General features: G+C 37.9%; 22 protein-coding genes. 17 read left to right on the forward strand and 5 right to left on the reverse strand.

Going from position 1 to position 22,604, the window contains the following annotated elements; all coding sequences use genetic code 11:
• The first annotated feature begins 193 nt into the window (after positions 1–193).
• The 9 genes from T408_RS0102380 to T408_RS0102420 all read left to right on the forward strand — a co-directional run bounded on the left by T408_RS0102380 (position 194) and on the right by T408_RS0102420 (position 7,920).
• A complete protein-coding gene (locus T408_RS0102380; RefSeq protein ID WP_028118524.1) occupies positions 194–1,087 on the forward strand; it encodes an aldo/keto reductase in 894 nt (297 codons plus the stop codon).
• 26 nt (positions 1,088–1,113) lie between these two features.
• Positions 1,114–1,845 carry a deoxyribose-phosphate aldolase gene (deoC, locus tag T408_RS0102385; protein ID WP_051444744.1) on the forward strand — a complete coding sequence of 244 codons (732 nt, stop codon included), beginning with the start codon at positions 1,114–1,116 and terminating at the stop codon, positions 1,843–1,845.
• 284 nt (positions 1,846–2,129) lie between these two features.
• Entirely contained in the window at positions 2,130–2,933 is an 804-nt protein-coding gene (locus tag T408_RS0102390) for an SDR family oxidoreductase (RefSeq protein WP_035419870.1), read from the forward strand.
• 11 nt (positions 2,934–2,944) lie between these two features.
• A complete protein-coding gene (locus tag T408_RS0102395; protein WP_028118527.1) occupies positions 2,945–4,789 on the forward strand; it encodes a BglG family transcription antiterminator in 1,845 nt (614 codons plus the stop codon).
• Positions 4,790–4,793: 4 nt separating this feature from the next.
• Positions 4,794–5,276 carry a transcriptional regulator GutM gene (locus tag T408_RS0102400; RefSeq protein WP_028118528.1) on the forward strand — a complete coding sequence of 161 codons (483 nt, stop codon included), beginning with the start codon at positions 4,794–4,796 and terminating at the stop codon, positions 5,274–5,276.
• A gap of 1 nt (position 5,277) precedes the next feature.
• On the forward strand, positions 5,278–5,832 hold the full coding sequence (gene srlA, locus T408_RS0102405) for a PTS glucitol/sorbitol transporter subunit IIC (RefSeq protein WP_028118529.1): 555 nt from the start codon (positions 5,278–5,280) through the stop codon (positions 5,830–5,832).
• A gap of 15 nt (positions 5,833–5,847) precedes the next feature.
• On the forward strand, positions 5,848–6,855 hold the full coding sequence (srlE, locus tag T408_RS0102410) for a PTS glucitol/sorbitol transporter subunit IIB (RefSeq protein ID WP_028118530.1): 1,008 nt from the start codon (positions 5,848–5,850) through the stop codon (positions 6,853–6,855).
• 15 nt (positions 6,856–6,870) lie between these two features.
• Positions 6,871–7,227, forward strand: a complete 357-nt coding sequence (locus tag T408_RS0102415) for a PTS glucitol/sorbitol transporter subunit IIA (RefSeq protein WP_028118531.1) — start codon at positions 6,871–6,873, stop codon at positions 7,225–7,227.
• A 42-nt stretch (positions 7,228–7,269) separates the two neighbouring features.
• Positions 7,270–7,920: an HAD family hydrolase gene (locus tag T408_RS0102420; RefSeq protein ID WP_028118532.1), complete on the forward strand. Its 651-nt coding sequence runs from the start codon at positions 7,270–7,272 to the stop codon at positions 7,918–7,920.
• Positions 7,921–8,058: 138 nt separating this feature from the next.
• Here the strand turns inward: T408_RS0102420 and T408_RS10620 are convergent, their stop codons facing one another.
• From T408_RS10620 to T408_RS0102430, 3 genes are all read right to left on the reverse strand, one after another.
• Entirely contained in the window at positions 8,059–8,595 is a 537-nt protein-coding gene (locus T408_RS10620) for an SDR family NAD(P)-dependent oxidoreductase (protein ID WP_328285591.1), read from the reverse strand.
• Positions 8,576–8,755, reverse strand: coding sequence for a hypothetical protein (locus T408_RS12190; protein ID WP_235731612.1), 180 nt, complete (start codon positions 8,753–8,755; stop codon positions 8,576–8,578). The genes T408_RS10620 and T408_RS12190 overlap by 20 nt, the downstream gene beginning before the upstream one ends.
• A gap of 242 nt (positions 8,756–8,997) precedes the next feature.
• On the reverse strand, positions 8,998–9,891 hold the full coding sequence (locus T408_RS0102430; protein WP_028118533.1) for a LysR family transcriptional regulator: 894 nt from the start codon (positions 9,889–9,891) through the stop codon (positions 8,998–9,000).
• 159 nt (positions 9,892–10,050) lie between these two features.
• Between T408_RS0102430 and T408_RS10625 the strand changes: the two genes are divergently transcribed.
• The 6 genes from T408_RS10625 to T408_RS0102460 all read left to right on the forward strand — a co-directional run bounded on the left by T408_RS10625 (position 10,051) and on the right by T408_RS0102460 (position 17,304).
• Entirely contained in the window at positions 10,051–10,608 is a 558-nt protein-coding gene (locus tag T408_RS10625) for an NADPH-dependent FMN reductase (RefSeq protein WP_051444745.1), read from the forward strand.
• Between the two features lie 15 nt (positions 10,609–10,623).
• The gene (locus T408_RS10630; protein ID WP_084543873.1) at positions 10,624–12,927 is read left to right on the forward strand and encodes an FAD-dependent oxidoreductase; all 2,304 of its coding nucleotides are present in this window, start codon (positions 10,624–10,626) and stop codon (positions 12,925–12,927) included.
• Between the two features lie 26 nt (positions 12,928–12,953).
• A complete protein-coding gene (gene aroE, locus T408_RS0102445) occupies positions 12,954–13,826 on the forward strand; it encodes a shikimate dehydrogenase (protein ID WP_028118534.1) in 873 nt (290 codons plus the stop codon).
• Between the two features lie 30 nt (positions 13,827–13,856).
• Positions 13,857–15,074 (forward strand): MFS transporter, encoded by a 1,218-nt coding sequence (locus T408_RS0102450; RefSeq protein WP_028118535.1) that lies wholly within the window; start codon positions 13,857–13,859, stop codon positions 15,072–15,074.
• 16 nt (positions 15,075–15,090) lie between these two features.
• Positions 15,091–15,840, forward strand: a complete 750-nt coding sequence (gene aroD / locus T408_RS0102455; RefSeq protein ID WP_028118536.1) for a type I 3-dehydroquinate dehydratase — start codon at positions 15,091–15,093, stop codon at positions 15,838–15,840.
• A gap of 93 nt (positions 15,841–15,933) precedes the next feature.
• The gene (locus T408_RS0102460) at positions 15,934–17,304 is read left to right on the forward strand and encodes an SLC13 family permease (protein WP_235731613.1); all 1,371 of its coding nucleotides are present in this window, start codon (positions 15,934–15,936) and stop codon (positions 17,302–17,304) included.
• A 118-nt stretch (positions 17,305–17,422) separates the two neighbouring features.
• On the opposite strand, the gene T408_RS0102465 is transcribed toward T408_RS0102460, so the two are convergent.
• Both T408_RS0102465 and T408_RS0102470 read right to left on the reverse strand, forming a co-directional pair.
• Positions 17,423–18,319: a Cof-type HAD-IIB family hydrolase gene (locus T408_RS0102465; RefSeq protein ID WP_028118538.1), complete on the reverse strand. Its 897-nt coding sequence runs from the start codon at positions 18,317–18,319 to the stop codon at positions 17,423–17,425.
• Between the two features lie 21 nt (positions 18,320–18,340).
• On the reverse strand, positions 18,341–19,276 hold the full coding sequence (locus tag T408_RS0102470; RefSeq protein WP_028118539.1) for a sugar-binding transcriptional regulator: 936 nt from the start codon (positions 19,274–19,276) through the stop codon (positions 18,341–18,343).
• Between the two features lie 179 nt (positions 19,277–19,455).
• On the opposite strand from T408_RS0102470, the gene T408_RS0102475 reads away from it, so the two are divergent.
• Positions 19,456–21,822 (forward strand): phosphoketolase family protein, encoded by a 2,367-nt coding sequence (locus T408_RS0102475; RefSeq protein WP_035419874.1) that lies wholly within the window; start codon positions 19,456–19,458, stop codon positions 21,820–21,822.
• Between the two features lie 113 nt (positions 21,823–21,935).
• Positions 21,936–22,568, forward strand: coding sequence for a copper homeostasis protein CutC (locus T408_RS0102480; RefSeq protein ID WP_028118541.1), 633 nt, complete (start codon positions 21,936–21,938; stop codon positions 22,566–22,568).
• Positions 22,569–22,604 lie beyond the last annotated feature (36 nt).

Consider the following 22,604-nt stretch of genomic DNA (forward strand, 5'->3'; position numbering starts at 1 on the left):
ATTACTACTCTATCATGCTCATTAAAATAATTAAAGATAAATATTAAAACAAATGTTTAATGGGTTGACATTTGTTCAAGTTGTGGTATTGTATTCATGAACAGATGACTATCTACTGAACATATGGTCAGGGAGGTGTTTGAATTCCAAAAAAATTCATCCCCATAGTACCTTTTAGAATTGGAGAATGATTATGATTCGAGTAAAAATGAATGATTCAATTGAATTTTCAAAAATAGTTTTAGGATTTTGGAGACTAATGGATTGGAATATGACTCCAAATGAATTGGCCGATTATTTAGAACAAGTGCTTGATTTAGGTATAACTACTATGGATCACGCTGATAGTTATGGAAGGTATCAGGCAGAAGGTAAATTTGGAGAGGCTATCAAAGTCAATCCATCTTTAAGAGATAAAATTGAAATTGTTACTAAATGTGGTTTAGTCTATAAATCTGATCAAGCAAGAGTTAAATACTATAATTATTCTAAAGATTACATTATCAAACAAGCTGAAAGATCTTTAAAACAATTAAATATTGACAAAATAGATACCCTTTTACTTCATAGACCAAGTCCTCTAGTTAATCCATATGAGGTAGCTGAAGCTTTTAATTATTTATATGAATCTGGTAAGGTAAGAAGTTTTGGTGTATCCAATCATTTAGTAGAACAATATAAGACCTTACAAAGTTATTTAGACTTCAAGTTGGTAACTAATCAGGTTGAATTAAACCCACTCAATATGGAAAATATAGAGAATGGCGTTTTAGATTTGGCAGTTCATGATAAGATTCATCCTATGATATGGTCGCCATTAGCAGGTGGAAGAATTTTTACTCGTGAAGATGAACAAATCGTACGTCTAAGAGATACACTTAATGTTATTAAAGAAGAAGTTGGAGCAAATGATATTGGAGAAGTCATTTTTGCATGGATAATGATGCATCCTTCTGAACCTGTCCCAATTACAGGATCTGGAATAATAGAATATGTTGAAACAGCTGTTAATGCGCTTGACATAAAATTAACATTGGAGCACTGGTTTATGATATGGACAGCTGTAAAAGGTCATAAGGTCCCATAAGTTAATATAGAAAGTTGGAGATTGAAATGAATAAAGTAAAAAGATTTCAACCAGGTACAAAGATTTCGGTAAAAGAGTTCGCAAATACATTAGATCATTCACTATTAAATCCGTCAATTACTGTAAAGGAGTTAAAAGAAGGTTGTCAATTTGCTAAAGATAATCATTGTATTTCAGTATGTGTTAGACCCTCAGATTTACCAATTGTTCTTGAAGAATTAGAGGGAAGTGATGTACTTCCGACTACGGTAATAGGCTTCCCTCATGGAACCTGTACGACAGAGACTAAGCTATTCGAAACAAAAGATGCGATTGAAAAAGGTGCAGTGGAAATTGATATGGTAATTAATATTGCCAGATTCCTCTCAGGTGAGTATGATTATGTAAAAAATGAAATTGCTGAAATTTGCAAAATTGCTCATCAACATGACGTCATCGTAAAGGTTATTTTTGAAAATCATTATCTTAATGATGAACAAATTATTAAGGCTTGTGAGCTATCGACAGAAGCAGGGGCAGATTTCGTGAAAACAAGTACGGGATACGCACCATCCGGATCAAAGATTCATGACCTAAAATTGATGAGAAGTCACATAGCCGATAATATGGAGGTAAAAGCAGCAGGCGGTGTCCGAACAATTGAAGATGCGTTGAAAGTCCTTGGTACAGGGACAGTGAGAATCGGAACTAGTGGTTCTGCGAAGTTACTGGAAAAAGCTAAAGAGTTAGAAGCTAAAGGTGAATTAGTAGTTTTATAGTCTTATAATAGCCTCTAACAATAGATTAGACTTTATATGCTAAACTTTTGGAAAGAATATCATATTTTTCATTTTTATTACTTGTTATTTATTTTAGTTATAAAAAGTAATAAAGCCTAGATTTTTAAATCTTTAAATCATATAGCTAATGAAAATAAATATTTCATGAATTACCTACTTATTATATAACCCAAACATTTTTCTCAAAGTAGAAAAATGTTTGGGTTAATTTTCTTGTTGAAAACGTTATACTTAATCCATAAAAAGATTGAGGAGGAAGTATAATGTCTGAAAATTGGTTAGGTATTGAAGGACGTGTTTATGTAGTAACTGGAGGATCTTCTGGTATTGGTGCTGCTGTAATTGAAGAATTACTGAATGACGGTGCGAAGGTAGTAAACTTTGATATAGCTGAAGGGAATGCTAGTCATGAGAACCTTCTATTTGTGAAGACAGATGTTACTTCACGCGAGAATGTTGAAGCGAGTGTTCAAGAAGTTGTAGATAAGTTTGGAACTGTTGACGGAGTAGTCAATAATGCAGGAATTAATATTCCAAGATTATTAGTGGATCCTAAAGATCCAAAGGGTCAATACGAATTATCTGATGCAGAATTTGATAAGATGCTAGCTATCAACCAAAAAGGGGTTTATTTAGTGGCTCAAACGGTTGGCCGTATCTTGGTAGACAAGGGTGAGGGTGTCATTCTAAACATGGGGTCTGAATCAGGTCTGGAAGGTTCAGAAGGACAGAGCCCTTACGCAGCGACAAAAGCAGCAGTCTATAGTTATACCCGTTCTTGGGCCAAGGAATTAGGTAAACACAATGTACGTGTTGTGGGTGTTGCTCCTGGTATTCTGGAAGAAACAGGCTTGAGAACATTAGCGTATGAAGAATCTCTATCTTATACTCGTGGCATTACTGTTGATAAGTTAAGAGAAGGCTATTCAAGTACCAGTACTACTCCTCTAGGACGGTCAGGTAAATTATCTGAAGTAGCTGACTTCGTGGCTTACTTGTTATCTGATCGAGCCAGTTACATTACTGGGGTAACCTTAAATGTTGCTGGAGGAAAAACCAGAGGCTAGGAGGGAATTACTTGTCCCTAGTCAATAGATGGTATCAAATATTAAATATATTTGAAGCTACGCCAACGATCGATCAACAATCACTCTGCCAGTATTTGAAGACCAGTAAGGCCACAGTTAGAAAGAATATCCAGCTATTAAACAATGAATTACAAGGCATTGCCTTTATATCGTTCGATAATCAGCTCTACCGGTTGGATATTCTAAACCATAGTCGCTATCAAGAGATTTTGGCCGGTGAACTGAGGTATGAGAGTGACTTTAACTCTGCTAGTAAGCGTAGTGCCTTTATTCTCAAGACGCTATTTGCTAGTGAAGCTAATGTAACGATAGCTGACTTGAGTGAAATTTTGAATGTTAGTCGTGGAACGGTGGGTAATGATTTAAATAAAGTACGAGAGATCTTGATTGAGTACAAGGGAGAAATAGTAGGGGTACCCAATAAGGGTTTACACTTATCAGGAGACAGCACCCAGTTAGCTTTACTGTACTGTCACTATATACTAGACTATTTTCCTATCGAAAAGATTGACTTAGATCTTGAAGAGCGTTTATTAGACTATGCTAACTCAATGGGACTCAACAAAGAAGCTAGTCTCTTATTGCTTCGAGCAGTTGAGACGGTTATATCAATGTATCAGTTTAACCGAAGAATCACCCAGCCCATTAACTTCTATACAAATTTTGTGGATGAAGAAGCTGAGTTTTCAACGCTTATCTCTATGCTTGAAGAAGTCCTTGAGATTGATTTTAATGCATTTGAAGTAGATTTTTTGTCTTTTCCACTTAATGTATACAATCAAGAAGACAAGCTATCAAAGAGTTATATGAGTCACTTCATCCCCCTAGTTTTTGATGCTATTTTGAATGAAGTATATGCTACCTTCGCTATTGATATCGATCAGGAGAAAATGTATGAAGATATTAAGTTTCACTTACATTATTTAGTGAATCGATTGGCTACCCATACCGAACTTAATGATGTTTTTTTGGAAGCTCTATCTGAACGTTATCCCTTGTCTCATGAAGTAGCCAAGGTTGCCGGACATGTGGTGAGTGAACTGATTGGTCATTCAATATCTGACTCCGAAATAGATTACTTGACCATATACTTTGAAATGGCTATCAACGAACCCCTTAGTGTGGAAAACAAAGAGGTAGCAGTGGTCTGCCATACGGGTAGAGGGACTGCTAAGATGATCGAACAACATTTCAAGCGAGCCTTGGGTTCTCACGTAAAAGTGGTTTCTTTGGCTGCTCATCAATTGTCCGTTCATTCCTTGAACCGCTACTTTGCCATATTTACGACGATTCCTTTGCGAATCAGGGATATTAAAGTACCCGTTGTCCACATTAACAACCTCTTTGATGAATCACTAATTAGGGAAGAATGGTACCGATTAGAGCGTAACAATCAACTTGAGATCAAAAAGCTTACCGTTGAACTTCAGGATCTTGTTTATGAAGATAATTATTATGGCTATTTAACCAAAATGAGTTCGCACTTATGGAAATTGAAGCTAGTAGATGCAGATTTTAGTTTTAGAATCTTTGAACGGGAAAATCTTCAATCAACAATCTTTGATCAAGGAATTGCTATGCCACATGCTATTCAAACACGAAGCGATCAGATTATACTCAATGTGGGACGCATAAAATCTGAAAATTCTAATAAAAATAAAGTTGAATTAATCTTTATGATTGGTATCCCAGAAAGTGAGAATGAAGAAATCGAAAGTAGCCTCATCATGATTTATGATTTTATCTTCAAGGTAGCTAACTCTCAAGCGCTCAAGACTCACTTAAAGACGATCAGTGAAAATCAAGATTTGATAAAAATGATATTGGAGACGTGATTGAATGAGTTTTCTATTACTGTTCGCAATTATTGCTATAGGAGCCTATGTTATTCAGTTTATTCTAGGCTATTACCAAATTAAGCACTTCAATCAAAATTATGTCGAATTAAGACGTAAAGGTCGGGTGGCTATTGGTCGCAAGCCTGGTCGAATTCAAGCGGGCACGATTGTAATGTTTGCTATTGATGACCAGGACCGCATTACTGATACTAGACTCTTGCAAGGGGTCACCGTTCTCTCGAAATTTAGAGACTTGCCTCAGTATGCCGGACAAGACATCCATTTTATTGATAAGAAACATCCACTCGTTCAAAGAGAAAATCGCTTAACTCAAATAGCGATGGAAGATGCTAGGGATTTATTTATCCGTTTTGAAATGGGTGAGTATAAGGAAGAACCTAAAGCATCTCCTATTGGTAAACTATCAACTAACATTAATGTAATGCGACATCAACTAAAAAATAAAGTAAAAGGACGTGTTTAAAATGCAATGGTTAATTAACTTTGCTGAAAGTTTCATGAACCTTTTCCAATTAGGAGCGGAAACGTTTATTGGTTGGATGGGCTCAATTGTTCCCCTGGTACTCATGTTATTAATTGCTATGAATGCTCTTATCAATCTCTTGGGAGAAGAGCGAGTTCAAAAACTAGCGGCAGTCTCTGCTTCTAACGCCTTAACACGCTATATGATTCTACCTTTTGTTTCAGCCTTCATGTTAGGGAACCCAATGTCTATGACTATGGGTAGATTCCTGCCAGAGTTCTATAAGCCAGGTTACATTGCTGCTCAAATGCAGTTTTGTCATACAAGTAATGGGGTCTTTCCTCATATTAATCCAGGTGAATTATTTGTTTGGATGGGGATCGCTCAAGGAATTATGACACTAGGCTTAAATGAAATGGAATTAGCCATCCGTTACTTGCTAGTCGGACTTGTAATGAACTTTATTGGTGGATGGACCACTGATTTTTTTACTGAACGTGTCAGTAAACAACAAGGTGTTGTATTGAGCAAGTCTGTCGAATCAGTCACAGAATAGAAAGGGGTAGCTGACATGACAAAATATAATAGTATTAAAATCTCTAAAGGATCTGGCGGTTATGGCGGTCCCTTAGCTATTACACCAACCGAAGAAAAAAATAAGTTTATCTATGTGGTCGGTGGCGGTGAAAGACCAGCCATCGTTGACAAGATCGAAGAATTAACTGGAATGGAATCAGTAAATGCTTTCAAGACTTCTATTCCTGATGAAGAAATCGCCTTAGCAATTATTGATTGTGGCGGTACCTTAAGATGCGGACTCTATCCTAAGAAAGGAATTCCAACCGTTAATATCATTCCTACAGGGAAAGCAGGCCCATTGGCCCAGTACATCACTGAAGATATTTACGTATCCAACGTTGGACTTAATCAGATTGAATTAGCTGACGCTGATGCTGTAACCGAACAATCAAAGGCTACTGAAGTTGTCCAAGCTGAAGAAGTGAAGAAACCAACTTACGATACCTCTAAGAAAATTACTGAACAGCAAAAAGGTGGCATCATTGCTAAAATTGGGATGGGAGCCGGTAAGTTTGTTTCCGTCTTCAACCAAGCAGCTCGTGAAGCCGTTCAAACCATGCTCAATACCGTCATTCCTTTTATGGCTTTTGTGTCATTAATTATTGGTATTATCCAAGGTTCTGGTGTCGGGGATTGGATTGCTAACACCTTAGCTCCTCTAGCTGGTAATATCTGGGGACTTTTGATTATTGGTTTCGTCTGTTCATTACCATTCTTATCTCCCCTATTAGGACCTGGAGCGGTTATTAGTCAGGTGGTAGGAACCTTAATCGGGGTAGAAATCGGTCGAGGCAATATCCCACCAAACCTAGCGCTTCCAGCCTTATTTGCTATCAATACGCAAAACGGTTGCGACTTTATTCCAGTGGGGCTAGGTCTTGCTGAAGCTGAACCGGAAACGGTTGAAGTAGGGGTGCCTGCAGTGCTCTATTCAAGATTCTTCAATGGCGTTCCACGTGTAATTGTCGCTTGGTTAGCAAGCTTTGGTCTATATAGTTAAGAAGGAGTATATTTTATGTCAATTTATCAAACTAAAGTAATTAACATCGGTCCTGAAGCTGAATTATTTAAAGGCGAAAAGATGATGATCTTATTTGGTGAAAATGCACCTGAAGATTTAGCTGAATACTGCTATAATATTAATGTGAACGATATCAACGGTTCAATCGAACCAGGTCTAACATTACAGATTGGTCAAGATCAGTATCAGATTACGGCAGTAGGCGATGTTGTTGAGAAGAACCTGAAAGATTTAGGTCATATCACCATTCGCTTCAATGGGTCTAAAGACGCTGAACTTGGTGGCACTCTATATGTTGAAGACAAGGAGCTACCATCATTAAGCGTTGGGACAGAGATTACGATTGGGTAGATTTGATAGCCGTTCTTTTAAGAACGGCTTTTTTTAGGAGGTATTATGAAAACGGTTATATTTGATATGGATGGAGTCTTAGTTGATTCTGAATATACCTATCTTGAATCCAAGACTGAGATTCTTAAAGAGGCAGGCTATGATAAGGATATTAGCTATCAGTATCAATTTATGGGGACGACTGGTGAATACATGTGGAGTGAAATGAAAAGAGATTTAGATTTACCAGAATCTGTGAATTACTATATAGATTTGATGGATTTCAAAAGACATGAGATGATTCGTCGAGATGGTGTTCGTGCGGTGGAGGGAAGCATTAAATTTGTAAGACAACTAGTAGATGAAGGTTTCCGATTAGCAGTGGCCTCCAGCTCAACAAAAGATGAAATTATTCAAAATATGCAATCACTCGGTATTGATGACTGCTTTGAAATTCTCTTAAGTAGTGAGGAGGTCGCGAATTCGAAGCCAGAACCTGATGTGTTTTTAAGAGTAGCAGAATTAATGGGTGTCTCTCCAACAGAATGTGTTGTGATTGAAGACACGAGAAATGGTACCTTATCAGCTTCTCGAGCAGGTACCTACTGTATCGGCTTTGCTAATCCAGATTATCCGAGTCAAGATTTGAGTGCAGCAGATGAAATAGTAACATCTTTCCGGGACATTGATATCGAATCGTTAAAAAATAAATAAGATAAAAGGATAAAAAAAGTGACCCCCAAAAGTTGAGTAAGCTAACTTTTTGGGGGTCACTTCAGATATTATGACCGGTTTCAACTGTAAATTGTATTATATTTTTCGTTAAAAATTTATCACCTTTAAAGTAAATAACTAAATCGCCGTCCAACCACCATCAATGCCAATAATCTGCCCGGTTACATAAGTAGATTCATCCGCTGCCAAGAAAACAATCGCTGAATCTAATTCTCCAGGTTTACCAGGACGCTTCATTGGTGTTCTAATTTCAATCATTTCCCTCATGAAATCCATAGCTTCTTCATTGTTTGCTTCAGAAGCAAAGAATCCTGGCGCGAGTGCATTAACAGTCACTCCTGTTTGGGCCCACTCTGCAGCAGCAGCCCGAGTAAAGTTTACGATTGCTCTCTTAGCTGTAGCATAATCGATAATTGGGAGCTCAACTAAGCCACCAAATCCTAAGATGGAAGCAATATTAATAATTCTTCCATAACGTGCTTCAACCATACTGGAACCAATTTCACGAGTCATATACATTACACCATTTACATCAAGGTTTTGCGTTTTGAGCCATGCCTCATTGGTTATTTCACTCAAAGGGGCATTATTACCCCCGCCAGCATTATTAACTAATATATGAACAGAGCCTAATTCAATCTTGATTTTTTGTATGAGCTTCCGTGATTTGGTTCACATCAGTCACATCTATAGCAATTGGCAAAACTTCGCCCCCGCTATCACTAATAATCTCTTCTGCCGCTTTCTCTAATACCTCTAATCTTCGCCCCAAGATAGCTAACTTTGCCCTTGTTTTGAAAGGGTCTAAAGCCATTTGCTTTCCAATTCAGCTACCGCCACCAGTTACTACTGCAACACGGTTTGTTAGATCAAACATATTATCACTCCTAAACTATTATTTATATTCTAATTAATAAAATTAATGAAAGCAAATTATCTTTTTAGGTGAACTCATGTAATTAAAGATGAAACCTAGAAGTGTAGCCTAGAAAAAAGGATTGATTTATAAAATAGGATCTTAAAAGTGACAAAGATGCTAATTAATAAAGGCATAATTTAATTAATGTTGAGTGAAAAGTTTTCTTCAATAAAAGAAATATATTTTTGTACAGCTGGGATTTGGTAAGTATTCTTAAGATAGCAGAAGTAGTAGTACCGATTGGAATCAATATCATCAATTGGGATCTGAGCTACTTCAAATCTATCTAAATGGCTGAAATGGGGCATGATCGCGATACCAAAACCATTTGAAACTAGTCCAGCAATACTTTGATCTTCATTAAGTTCATATAAAACATTTGGTGACAAGTTTTTTTGTTTAAATAAGGGCTCTATAACAGTTCTTGCTCCTGCATCTTTTGAAAAAAATATCTGACCGTAAACGATTGTATCAGCAAGTTTAACTGATTGACGAGTAGCTAATGGGTGATTTAAGGGTGTAATTAGAACTATGTTTTGATTTTTAATGGGCACATAAACAATGTCATCATTATATTCATTAAGTCTTGAACAAAAGGCAACATGGTAGCGTCTATTCAATAAATTCTGCAAAATATCCTTACTTAATCCGGAATCTGTATCAAAATCTACAGAAATACCAGTGTAAATATCGAGGAATCGTCTAGTTATTCCTGGAACACTTTCGATACTTAGTTCACGTAATAGCCCTATATTTATATGTCCACCTCCATCCTTCAAGTCATGAACTTGTTTGATTGAGAACTCTAGCATTTCGATTGCAATGGAGACAGATTCATAAAATGTATTACCAATTTCAGTTAATTGAATGTTTCTGCCTTTATGTTCAAATAGTTTGACCCCTAATTCATCTTCAATTTGCTTCAAGGCGTAACTTAAGGCAGGCTGCGTGATTTTTAACTGTTGGGCACTTCTAGTGTAATGTTCATTTTCTGCTAAGACTAAAAAATATTTCAAATGGTCTAGATTCAATTAGTTCATCTCCGTTCAAAACTATTGACAATATGCTTATAAGACCATTTTATCATTACCTATAAAAAATATCTATTGATCGTGAAAAAAAGATTAATTAGTCTTATGCTATTGTGAATGTTATAATTATCTCAAAGTTAAAGAGTTAGGAGGAATTAAATGAAGTTAATCGCAATTGTTGGCACAGCTGCCGACTTATCTTATAATCGAAAATTACTGTATTTTATGAAAGAACATTTCAAAGACCTAGCATCTATTGATGTATGTGAAATAAAAGGCATACCAGCATTCAATAAACCCGATCCAAAAGTAGATTTGCCTGATGAGATTTCTGAACTTCAAAAGAAAATTCAAGAGGCTGATGGAATAATTTTTGGAGTACCAGAATACGATCATTCAATACCAGCAGCATTGAAAAGTGTATTAGAATGGTTAGCTTATCCTCCAAAGGCTTTAGTAAATAAGCCGGTCCTTATTATTGGTGGTTCCTATGGCACTCTTGGTGCTTCTAGAGCTCAGATTCAATTAAGACAAATTCTTGATGCGAGGGATCTAAGAGCGATAGTTATGCCATCAAGTGATTACTTCTTAGGCCATATTGCACAAGCCTTTAACGAAGAGAATGACATGGTTGACGAAGAAGCTAAAGAAGAACTTGAAGAGTTGTTCGAACGATTTCTCAAGTTTGTCCAAACTGTTAATTCTATAGAAATGTAAAGGGGGATCTTAATTGTGTTAAATATCATTGCTCTGGTAGGGTCTAATGCCGAGAAATCATATAATCGACTATTATTGCAATTTATTGCTAAACACTTCCAAGATAAAGTAAACGTAGAATTAGCTGAAATTAAGGATATTCCTATGTTTGATGAATCGGATATTATCCCAATTGTGCAAGAATTAGCGGATAAAATAGAAAATGCTGATGGCGTTATTATTTCATGTCCGGAGTATACTAATTCATTAGCTTCAGCATTAAAGAGCGTCTTAGAATGGTTATCACATCAAGTGACGCCTTTTAAAGGAAAACCGGTTATGATTGTTGGTGCTTCTACAAGAAGACAAGGTACATCAAGGTCTCAACTTCATTTGAGACAAGTGCTAGATTCGCCAGGATTATTTGCTAATGTCATGCCCGGAAATGAATTTTTGATGGGGAATGCCCAAAACGCATTCGACGAAGAGGGCAACATTAAAGATTCAGGCACGATTAACTTCTTGGAAAGTTGTATTGATAATTTCATTCGCTTTGCGAGTGTTTCAAATGATCTAAACAAAGAGGAAGAAATTACATTTACCCCTGGTGTCTACCATACTACGGCTGTCGGACACAATGGTCAGTTACCGATGGAAGTTGAATTCTCAGCTGATCGGATTGAAGCGATTCGTGTCGAGAATTCCCAGGAATCGGATGGACTTTCCGATGAGGTCTTTAAGGTTATTCCACAACAAATTATCGATTATCAAACCTTGAATATTGATACCATATCGGGAGCTTCAACCACTAGTAAAGGATTGATTGAAGGTGTCAGTGAAGCGGTGAAGCAAGCTAGTGATTCACCTCGAGCTGTGGAAGTGATTAAGGGGAGACCAAAACCTAAGAAAGTTGTTAATAATGAAATAGAAGATTTAAATTTTGATGCAGTTGTCATAGGCGGGGGAGCTGCTGGTATAGCTGCTGCTTTAAGATTAGACCAATTGGGTTATCATACGGCCTTAATTGAGAAACAAAGTTTTGTCGGTGGCGCGATCTCCATTTCTGGTGGAAACCAAGTGGTGATGGGATCACAACTTCAGAATGAATCAGGGGTTACTGATGATAGCGTTCAATCTATGATTGACGACTTCAAGGCAAATGGTAACAACGAAAACTCTGAAGAATTATTAGAGTTATTTGCTAAGGAAGTCGGCCCGACCACGGATTGGCTGAATGAATATGTGGGCATCCAATATGATATGGATGGTGGCTTACATGTCTTAGCAGAGTATCAAAATAATCGTGAACTAGCCTATCAAAATGGTGGCCCTGGATTTGCTGCATCTGCAAGAGCCAAATTAAGTCAATCAAACGTTGAATTATTCAAGAAAACTCAGGCAATAGAATTGTTGACCGATGACGATCATGTGACAGGCGTAATCTGTAAGCAAGATGATGGCAAGACTCTCAAACTTCATTCTCAGGCTGTTATTCTCACTACTGGAGGATATGGAAACAATAAAGAATTTCTGACGGATGAATTACAATCTGTATTATATTACGGGCCTCAATCTGCCACTGGTGATGGATTAAACATTGCTTTGTCTATTGGTGCAGAAACCATCAATATGCCGTATGGAAAAATCTACCCTAATGGGATTGAGATTTCACCGGGTATCGCTAAATCTACGATTGACGGAAACTTGCGCGTTCTTAAAGAGAATGCGATATTAGTCAATCGCGAAGGAAAACGAGTGGTTAATGAAAGAGCTTCTAATAAAGACATCTTAACTGTACTATTAGAGCAAGATCCGCAAGTACTCTACCTGTTATTAGATCAGGAAGCCTTCGAAAAATTTAGAGATGGCGTTGCAGAAGCAGGGATCACCTCTAAACAGTTGGAGGACTGGCTAGAGCAAGAAGATAGTAAATCTCCTCAATTTATAAAAGCAAATTCAATTGGCGAATTAGCTAAGAAAGCACATATTTCGAATGAAACTTTGACAAATACTGTTAATCAATTTAACCAATTCGTGCAAGGTCAAAGTGACCCAGACTTTGATCGACCAGTTGAATACTTGCAAAAGGAAATTGGCCCGGGACCTTATTATTTAATTGAACAGAAACCAAGATTTGCGACGACTCTTGGAGGATTGTTAGTAAATGACAAGTTAGAAGTTCAAAATAAGAATCAAAGAAGTATTAAGAATCTTTATGCTGCTGGTGAGGTAGTTGGTGGTGTTATGGGGACAGATTCTCCGTCAGGAGCCAATAATGCATGGGCACTGACCTCAGGTAAAAAAGCAGCAGAATCAATAAATAATCAGTTGATAAAATAAGAAAGAAGGAAATAATCATGAGTAAAATTACTGAAAGAATTGACGGACATACCTATTTAATTTCATTATTAGCATATCCTATTCGTCACAGTTTATCGCCAACTATGCACAATGAAGCTTTTGCCAAACTCAATTTACCGTATGCTTACATGGCATTTGATGTGACCAATTCTGAATTGGAAGATGCAGTACAAGGAATTCGTGCACTGGGCATCCGAGGATCTAACATATCAATGCCGAACAAAGGAAAGATTATCGATTATTTAGATGAGGTGTCTGAAGGCGCAAGACTAATTGGTGCCGTAAATACTGTAACTAATGTTGATGGAAAAGGGCATTTAGTTGGTTATAATACTGATGGTATTGGGGCGATGAGAGCATTGAGAGAAGAAGGTGTTCCAGTAGAGGGCCAAACAATCACTATTGCAGGAGCTGGTGGGGCCGGTACGGCCGTAGCGATTCAAGGTGCACTGGATGGCATTAAAAATCTTCACATTTTTAACCAAGATGATGAACATTGGGAAAATGCCTTATTAACGGGAGAAAAGATAAATAAAAATACAAAGTGTCACGCCACAGTTGAACGATTAGAAGATCAAGAAACATTTAAGCGCAGAATTGCTGAAAGTAGCGTTTATATTGATGCTACAGGTGTTGGAATGCATCCTCAAGAAAACTTATCCTTAATTAATGATCCTGAAGTAATCAGAGAGGATTTAGTTGTATTTGATGTCGTATATGCGCCCGCTGAGACAAAACTATTGAAATTTGCTAGAGAAAATGGTGCAAAAAAAGCATTTAATGGGTTAGGTATGATGCTTTACCAGGGTGCTGCCGCATTTAAACTATTTTGTGGTGAAGAAATGCCCGTTGACTACATTAAAGACTTATTATTTTAATGACTAGATTATCAAACAAGGAGAGAAAAAATGCGTAATAATAGGTATCTTCCAACGGCTTTAAGCCTTTACTTCAACTATATTATTCATGGTATTGGAGTCATAATTATATCACAAAACCAAAACGTACTGATGGAACAATGGAATACTGACTTACAAGGCGTTTTCAGTGTTATTGGTTGGCTAGGTATTGGGCGACTCATTGCTATTGTCTTCTCAGGTCCACTATCGGATAAATTTGGACGTAAGCCATTCGCTTACTTAGGTATGCTGACCTATATTGCATACTTCTTAGGCTTGGTATATAGTCGAAGCGTTTTCATGGCAAGTGCGTTCGCGCTAATTGCTGGACTCGCTAATTCATTCTTAGATTCAGGAACTTATCCTGCACTAATGGAATCATTTCCCAAAAATGCAGGAACTGCAAATGTATTAATCAAAGCCTTTGTTCAAATTGGTCAATTTATTTTACCATTAATAATCGGTATTATAACTACTAATAATATGTGGTTTGGATGGTCATTCGTAATTGCTGCTATCGCTCTTGTTGTCAATATGTTGGTTATGTGGCGTTTACCATTCCCAGATGGAAAAGATGGAACTGAAGAAGTCGTTGTAGAAGAAGAGCCAGAAACCCTTATTCATTATAAATCTGAAACTAAATGGTACATTGAAGGAATTGCTTTTGTCATTTATGGATTTATCTCCCAAGCTACATTCTATTTAATTTCACAAAGTTTAAATACTTATGGAGAGATGGTCGCTGGTATGTCTACTAATGCTGCCAACAGTCTGATGCAGTTCTATTCAATCGGATCACTAATATGTGTTGCAGTTACGGCTGTGATTGCAACCAAAATTCGATCAGTTAATTTAGTTTTAGGCTATACTTTCATGTCCTTATTAGCGGCCTTGCTGATGTATTTTATTCCTACTCCTGCGATGCTACGTATCGGTGCGGCTTTAATTGGATTCTTTGCTGCCGGTGGTGTTATGCAATTAGGGTTAACTGTCATGGGCGAGATGTTCCCTCAAGGTAAAGGGACTGTAACAAGTATATTCTATACATTTGGTTCAATCGCATCATATGCCATTCCTAACATTACTTCTCGTTTGATCAATAATTTTGGTGGCCAATCAATTATGTTATTTGAAGTTTCAATTGCAGCTATCGGATTTGTTATAGCGGTAATTATATTTATTAGATATCATCAAGTTATAGACACGGAGAAAACGTCGCAAGTTTAAAATGGAGGATGAATATATGAATACCGTTACTGTAGGAAATTGTACCTTTGGTGAAGGGCAACCCAAAATCATTGTTCCAATTGTTGCTACTAATAAAGCCGATGTGCTTGCTGAGGTTAATAATGCTAGTCAAGTAAATTGTGATTTAATTGAATGGCGCATTGATCATTTTGATCAAGTTCTAGAAGATGGGGCCGTTGCTTCACTTAGCAAGGAAATTAAAAGTCAGACCCAGCTTCCCCTATTAATTACCTTTCGTTCAAAACGAGAGGGTGGAGTCAAAGAGTTATCAGATGATGGGTATATCAATCTCTATCATCAAATCATTGAAGATGGTCAATTCGATTTAATTGATATTGAATTATTTATGTCTGGTGATGTGACATCACTAATTAAAGCAGCAAAAGATAAGGGAATCAAAGTTATCATGTGTAACCATGACTTTAATGCTACACCAGCGGAAGCGGAAATTATTAATCGCTTAACTGAAATGGAAGATAAAGGTGCTGATATTTGTAAAATTGCGGTCATGCCAAATGATTCAGATGATGTATTAACTCTCTTAAGTGCTACTAATAAAAGATATAAAGAAGCTAATGCACCCCTAATTACGATGTCAATGGGACAACTAGGAATGATTAGTAGGGTAAGCGGTGAGCTTTTCGGTTCATCGGCTAGCTTTGGAACTGTAAATGAAGCGAGTGCTCCTGGACAGTTACCTGTATCTTCCTTGAGAAAAATTCAGAATGATTTGTCATTAAATTAGGAAGAAAACAGCATATTAGTGTTATGACTCAATATGCTGTTTATTTTATGATTATTAATGTTCAAAGAATCACATAATAGAAAGGAGATAAAAATGATATTATTAATTATGGGTCTACTGATGATTATGTGTTTCGTCTATTTACTGTTGTCACAAAAATTAACTGTATTTGGATCGTTAATTATTGTCCCGTTAATCTTCGGTTTGTTGACGGTTGCTATCGGTGGGTATCGATTGTCTGATTTGTTCTCTTGGATATTTGAGGGGATATTCTTTTCAATCGATAATGCTTCAGGACAATTGAATATTGGTGTAGCTCCGGCCGTCTTTCTTATATTATTTGCAATTGTCTATTTTAATTTGATGCTAGATATAGGATTATTTGATCCAATTATTTGTTTTTTTATCAAACAGATGAAATCAGATCCGCTTAGAGTAACAGTTTTGACAGTATTAACATCCATTGCTGTTTCATCAACAGGAGATACGACAACCACTGTTATTATTTTACTTGCAGCATTTGTAGACTTATATCGACAATATAAAGTTAGATTGTGGATGTTAGCTATACTTATTATAGGACCGAATACTATTCTAAATATGCTACCGTGGGGTGGACCTGCTGCAGTAATCTCTTCAGCTGTGAAGATTGATCTGGTAGATCTTTCTAATGCTTTGTGGCCAGGAATATTATTAGCTTTGGTCTATTGTATCGGGTTAGGAGTATATTTTGGGCTTCAGGAACGTAAGAGATTAAATTACCATTCGGATGACTTCCAACGCTTAGATAATTCCCAGGAAGAACAAATGGTTTTATCTGTTCGTAATCGAAAAAAAGAATTGAAAAAGCCAGAATATTTTTGGTTCAATTTATGCTGGACCATACTTGTATTGGGGTTAATTGTATCCGGGACAACGCATGGATCAATTGCTTTCCTTATTGGTACGATTGTAGCCATGACAGTTAACTTTAAAAATACGAAAGAAATTAATCAATTAATTGGTCGTTATATTGGAGATGCCATGCTTCCGCCTTTAGCTACTTTAGGAGCAGGTGTTTTTAGCGGAATATTGAATGGGTCAGGAATGAGTGGCGCCCTCGCAAGTGGAGCTACAGCTATTATGCCTAGTTTTCTAGGAAATCAGATTATAATAATTTATTGTTTTATAACTATATTTGGTCTTGTTTTCCTACCTCAAGAAGCTTATTACTTCGGTATATCAAGTGTAATGGCAAGAATAATGGAACAATTTGGTATTTCAAGAGTTCAGACAGCTGTTGCTTCAATGATGCCTCAAGCTTTTGGGATGATTTCACCCATAATTCCGGCATTGTATATCTTAACGGATCGAACAGAGCAGGACTTTCTAACCTATCAAAAAAGATATATTACTTATCTTTGGCCTATCTTCTTAATATTCGTTGTAGTTTATTCACTTACTGGTGCCTTTCCGATTACATAGCAAATTAGATTTTTTAGGAATTAAAAAATCCCGTTATCTGTTTCTAAAATGAAAGATAACGGGATTTCTATTTGCAATCGAATACCTAATTTTGAGCTTATAAATTTTAAAGTACAGTCTACTTTTTATTAAACTCCTCCACAGTTCCAGTCAATTCTAAGGTCTTATTAATCGCCTTAGCTACTCCACCTTCATAGTTGCTAGCTGTGGTGAATTGGGCTACTTTTTTTACTGCTTCTTCAGCGTTCGCCATCGCATAACTATAGCCAGCAATTTCAAGCATCGTAAGGTCGTTCAGGTTATCACCAATTGTCATTGTATTTTCAAGGTTGTAGCCGTGATCTTTAGCATAACGTTTGATTGCTTGGCCTTTAGTGGCATCTTTATGCGATATTTCCAGGTTGTAATAGAAGGAACTGGTGACATAAAGATCCTCATATTCCTGTTCGATTTCTTTCCAACTTGATTCAAAAGCAGATCGCCCCTCTTCAGAAATATAGACGATTTTGACAATTCGTTGTTGCTCTTCAGTTATCAGTTTCTTCAGATCTTCTCGGTAATCAATCGAGTTAACTTCGTGTGATTGGGTCGCTCTTTGACTAATCTCATCCACAGAAAGATCTGGATTCTGCTCACTAATTAATTTAGAAATCATCTTAATACGCTCTGTCTTCGAACTAGAGTAGACATTCTTAGAAGTCATAGCTTCGAGGTAGAAGCCTTGTTTTGTTCCATAATCAATCAATTCTAACGCCACTTGGTCATCGATAGAAATTTCAAATTCAACATTACCCTCGCGGTCAAACTGAATCGCGCCATTTAGGCCTATAATTGGGCAACGAATACCAGCATTATCCAGAGGTACCTTAGCTTCAGTAAAATTTCTACCTGTACAGACGACAAAGGGAATACCTAGTCGATAGGTATGCATAATGGCATCAATATTTTCTTGAGGGATCTCGAGTGTTTGATCAAGTAGGGTCCCATCCATATCAGAAGCAATAAATTCAAGCATAATAAATCTCCTTATTATTTTTTATAGAGTCAACAGTTTACTAGCTAACGTGTCAGTAGTGACAAGGATCGAAATGTGATTGGCATTCAATGCAGAGTGAATGGCTAAAGCTTTTTGGTCGCCCGTAACCACAGCCATGACCTCAGGGATATCTATGAAGGCATCAAGAGGTAAGCCAACAACCGACTTATTAATCGGATCATCTACAGCCATTCCGTTTCTATCAAAGAAAATCGAATTAATCACACCGACTGCATCTTCTAACTCCAGGCGATCAACATCATTTTGATTAATATAGCCAATGCGCAACATATTGTTTTCCTGATGTAAAGATGATATACCAATTAATGCTAGGTCTACTTTTCTTCCTGATTGAAGGGTCGCACAAATAGCACTATTGTGAATCAATTCGTCATATAATAGATGATTTTTTGCCAGGGCCGGCGCATATAAGTAACTGGCTTGTCCTCTTGTCTTACGCGCTAAATCATAACAGAGCTGATTAGATTGGATGTCAAAGTATTGGTCACTCAGACCACCAATTAGTGGTGTAATAGTCAATCCTCCCTGATCTTGATAGGGCAGAGCATCAATGACCCGTCTCAAGGTGCGCCCCCATGAGACCCCAACTTTGGGATACTTGCTAATGTGTTCGTTTAGGTAATGAGCTGCTTGTTGAGAAACAATTTGTTGGACTTCTTCTGCTTTTAAGTCATAGGAATCAACGACGATTGCATTGGTGAGTTGATATTTCTTCTCTAACTGCCGGGCCAGTCGGACCGAGTGAATAGACTCACTGGAGATATGAATGTGAACAATTCCCGCCTGCTTGGCATCATTCAGGTATTTGGCTATCAAAGACCTTGAGACCCCTCTCTGTCTGGCAATTTCAGCTTGCGTTAACCCCTCCTCATAATACATGGTAGCAACCTTAACGATTTCTTGGTCGATGGCCATGGCGTCCCTCCTTCACCCATTTAATATACCATATTTCTAAATGGAATACGATTACAAGTCCCGTAAAGGCTGGAAAACAGCCGATATGTGAAACTATATTGACATTTGTCACAACTGTTGACAAATGAATTTAACTATACTATAATAAATTCATCACAAAGATAAAGGAGCCATAAATCATGACAGATTTTGATAGCAAAGAATATTTAAATACCGTTGACAAATGGTGGCGGGCTGCAAACTATTTAGCTGTTGGACAGATGTACTTAAGAAATAATCCTCTACTAGAAGGGGAAGTTACTTCTGACGACATTAAAGTGACGCCAATTGGTCACTGGGGAACAATTGCTGGCCAAAACTTCGTCTATGCACACTTAAACCGAGCCATTAACAAATATGACTTGAACATGTTCTATATTTCTGGTCCTGGACATGGTGGACAAGTCATGCAAACGAATGCTTATCTTGATGGAACTTGGACGGAACATTACCCAGAAATTACTCAAGATAAAGAAGGAATGAAGACTTTCTTCAAGAAATTCTCATTCCCAGGAGGAACAGGATCTCACGCTACCTCAGAAATTCCTGGATCCATCCACGAAGGTGGGGAACTAGGCTATTCTGTGTCTCACGCAGGTGGGGCTATTCTGGATAATCCAGATGTTATTGCAGCAGTAGTCGTAGGTGACGGTGAAGCTGAAACAGGCCCTCTAGCAGGTAGTTGGATGGTTAATACCTTTATCAACCCAGTCACTGATGGCGCTATTCTACCTTTCTTATATTTAAATGGTGGAAAGATTTCTAACCCAACGATTCTAGAGCGTAAATCCAATGAAGATCTAATAAAATACTTCCAAGGACTTGGATGGGACCCAGTGGTTGTTGAAGGTACTGATCCTGAAAAAGTCCACCCTATGATGGCTGAAAAATTAGACTATGCTATCGAAAAAATCAAGTCTATTCAAGAAGAAGCTCGTAAAGGTTCTGCAGAAGAAGCTACCATGCCTGCTTGGCCATTGATTCTTTACCGGACACCTAAGGGTTGGACGGGTCCTAAGACTTGGGACGGGGATGATATTGAAGGTTCCTTCCGTGCTCACCAAGTACCAATCCCAGTTAATGCTGGCAATATGGATACAGCCGATGCCTTGATTGACTGGATGAAGTCCTACAAGCCTGAAGAGTTGTTCAATGAAGACGGAAGTCCTGTTCAAGAATTAGTTGACTTCGCACCGAAAGGTGACCAGAGAATGGCATCTAATCCAATCACTAATGGAGGTATTGACAGCCGCCCATTAGACCTACCTGATTGGAAGGACTACACCCTAGACATTGGAACACCTGGATCACGTGAAGCCCAAGACATGATTGAATTGGGTGGGTATGTACGTGATGTAATTACTGAAAACCCAGATAACTTCCGTGTCTTTGGACCAGACGAGACCAAGTCTAACCGCTTGAATAAGGTCTTCGAAGTGACGAACCGTCAATGGTTGGAACCAATCAAAGATAACTTTGATGAAGCCGTCGCGCCATCAGGACGAGTCATTGATTCGCAATTATCTGAACACCAAATGGAAGGTCTATTAGAAGCCTACGCATTAACAGGTCGTCATGGTTTCTTCGCTTCTTATGAAGCCTTCTTTAGAACAGTTGATTCCATGATTACCCAACACTTCAAATGGATTCGTGAAGCTTCTGAATTCAAGTGGCATAAACCTTATAAATCACTAAACTTAATGAGTTGTTCAACTGTCTTCCAACAAGACCACAATGGATACACTCACCAAGATCCAGGTTTATTGACTCACTTATCTGAGAAGAAGGGCGAATTTATCCGTGCATACTTACCAGCGGATACTAACTCATTGCTAGCTGTGATGGATGAAGTCTTATCTTCTGAAAACCGTATCAACTATATGGTTACTTCTAAGCATCCACGTCCACAGTTCTATACAGCCGAAGAAGCAGAAGTACTGGTGAAAGATGGTTATAAGGTTATTGATTGGGCTTCAACAGTTGAAGAAGGACAAGAACCTGATGTTGTAATTGCAGCAGCTGGTACTGAACCAAACTTTGAAGCGATTGCAGCTATCTCATACTTGGTTAAGGCTTTCCCTGACTTGAAGATCCGCTTTGTCAACGTTGTGGACTTGTTCCGCTTACGTCATCCAGACATTGATCCGCGTGGATTAAGTGATGAAGAATTTGATGCTGTCTTCACGACTGACAAGCCAGTATTCTTCAACTTCCACTCATTTGAAGGATTATTGCGTGACATCTTCTTTGATCGTCACAACCATAATTTATATCCTCATGGTTACCGTGAAGAAGGGGCAATTACGACACCATTTGATATGCGTGTTCACAGTGAACTAGACCGCTTCAACCTATCCGCTCACGTAGCAGACGTTGTTCTTGGTGAAGAAGCCAAAGACTTTGTTGCTGAAATGAAAGGTAAAGTGGCTGAACATAAAGAGTATATCAAGGAAAATGGTACCGATATGCCAGAAGTCAAAGAATGGAAATGGGAACCAATTAAATAATTAATGATTAGACTTGGGTTGGTGGATAACTTCCACCAACCTTTTTTTATTGGTTAGGGCTATTATCTTAACTAACAACTATTATAATAGAAGCAGTAGATAGGGGGAGTTGGATGAAACTTGAATTTTGTGCGGAAAACTTCACAGACATTCCGAGGAAGATTGACCAAGGGGCGAGCCGAATTGAACTATGTGACAACTTAGCCCAAGGTGGGACTACGCCTAGCTATGGGGTGATTGAGCATAGCTTGGCTTATTGCCAAACTCGAGGGATACCTGTTATGGTGATGGCTCGGTGTCGGGGTGGCAACTTCAATTACAATCAATGGGAAAAGCAGATCATGTTAGATGATGCCAAGGTGATCCTCGAACTCGGTGCCAATGGTTTAGTATGTGGTGGGCTGATTGGGAAGCAATTAGATACGGACTTACTTGAATCATTAAGTCGCTTAGCCAAGACTTATCAGGCGGAACTTACTTTTCATATGGCATTTGACCAATTGACTAAAGATCAGCAACTACTAGCTATTGATCAACTCGCTCAGATGGGTTTCCAGCGGATCTTGACCCATGGTGGTTCCATGGATGCACCCATCATGGATCATGTCGAGTGGTTAAGCCAACTGATTGATTATGCCAGTCAACGCATCGTAATTATGCCAGGTGGTGGCATCACTCGAGATAATCTGGCTGACTTACACGCGCGTCTTCAGGTAAATGAATATCATGGGAGCCGAATTGTTTAGAAAATAAGAAAAGTCATAGAAAGTAAGAGCTGTTTA

The sequence above is a fragment of the Hutsoniella sourekii ATCC 700629 genome, assembly GCF_000518205.1.
In the GTDB taxonomy this organism is placed as follows: Bacteria; Bacillota; Bacilli; order Lactobacillales; family Aerococcaceae; genus Hutsoniella; species Hutsoniella sourekii.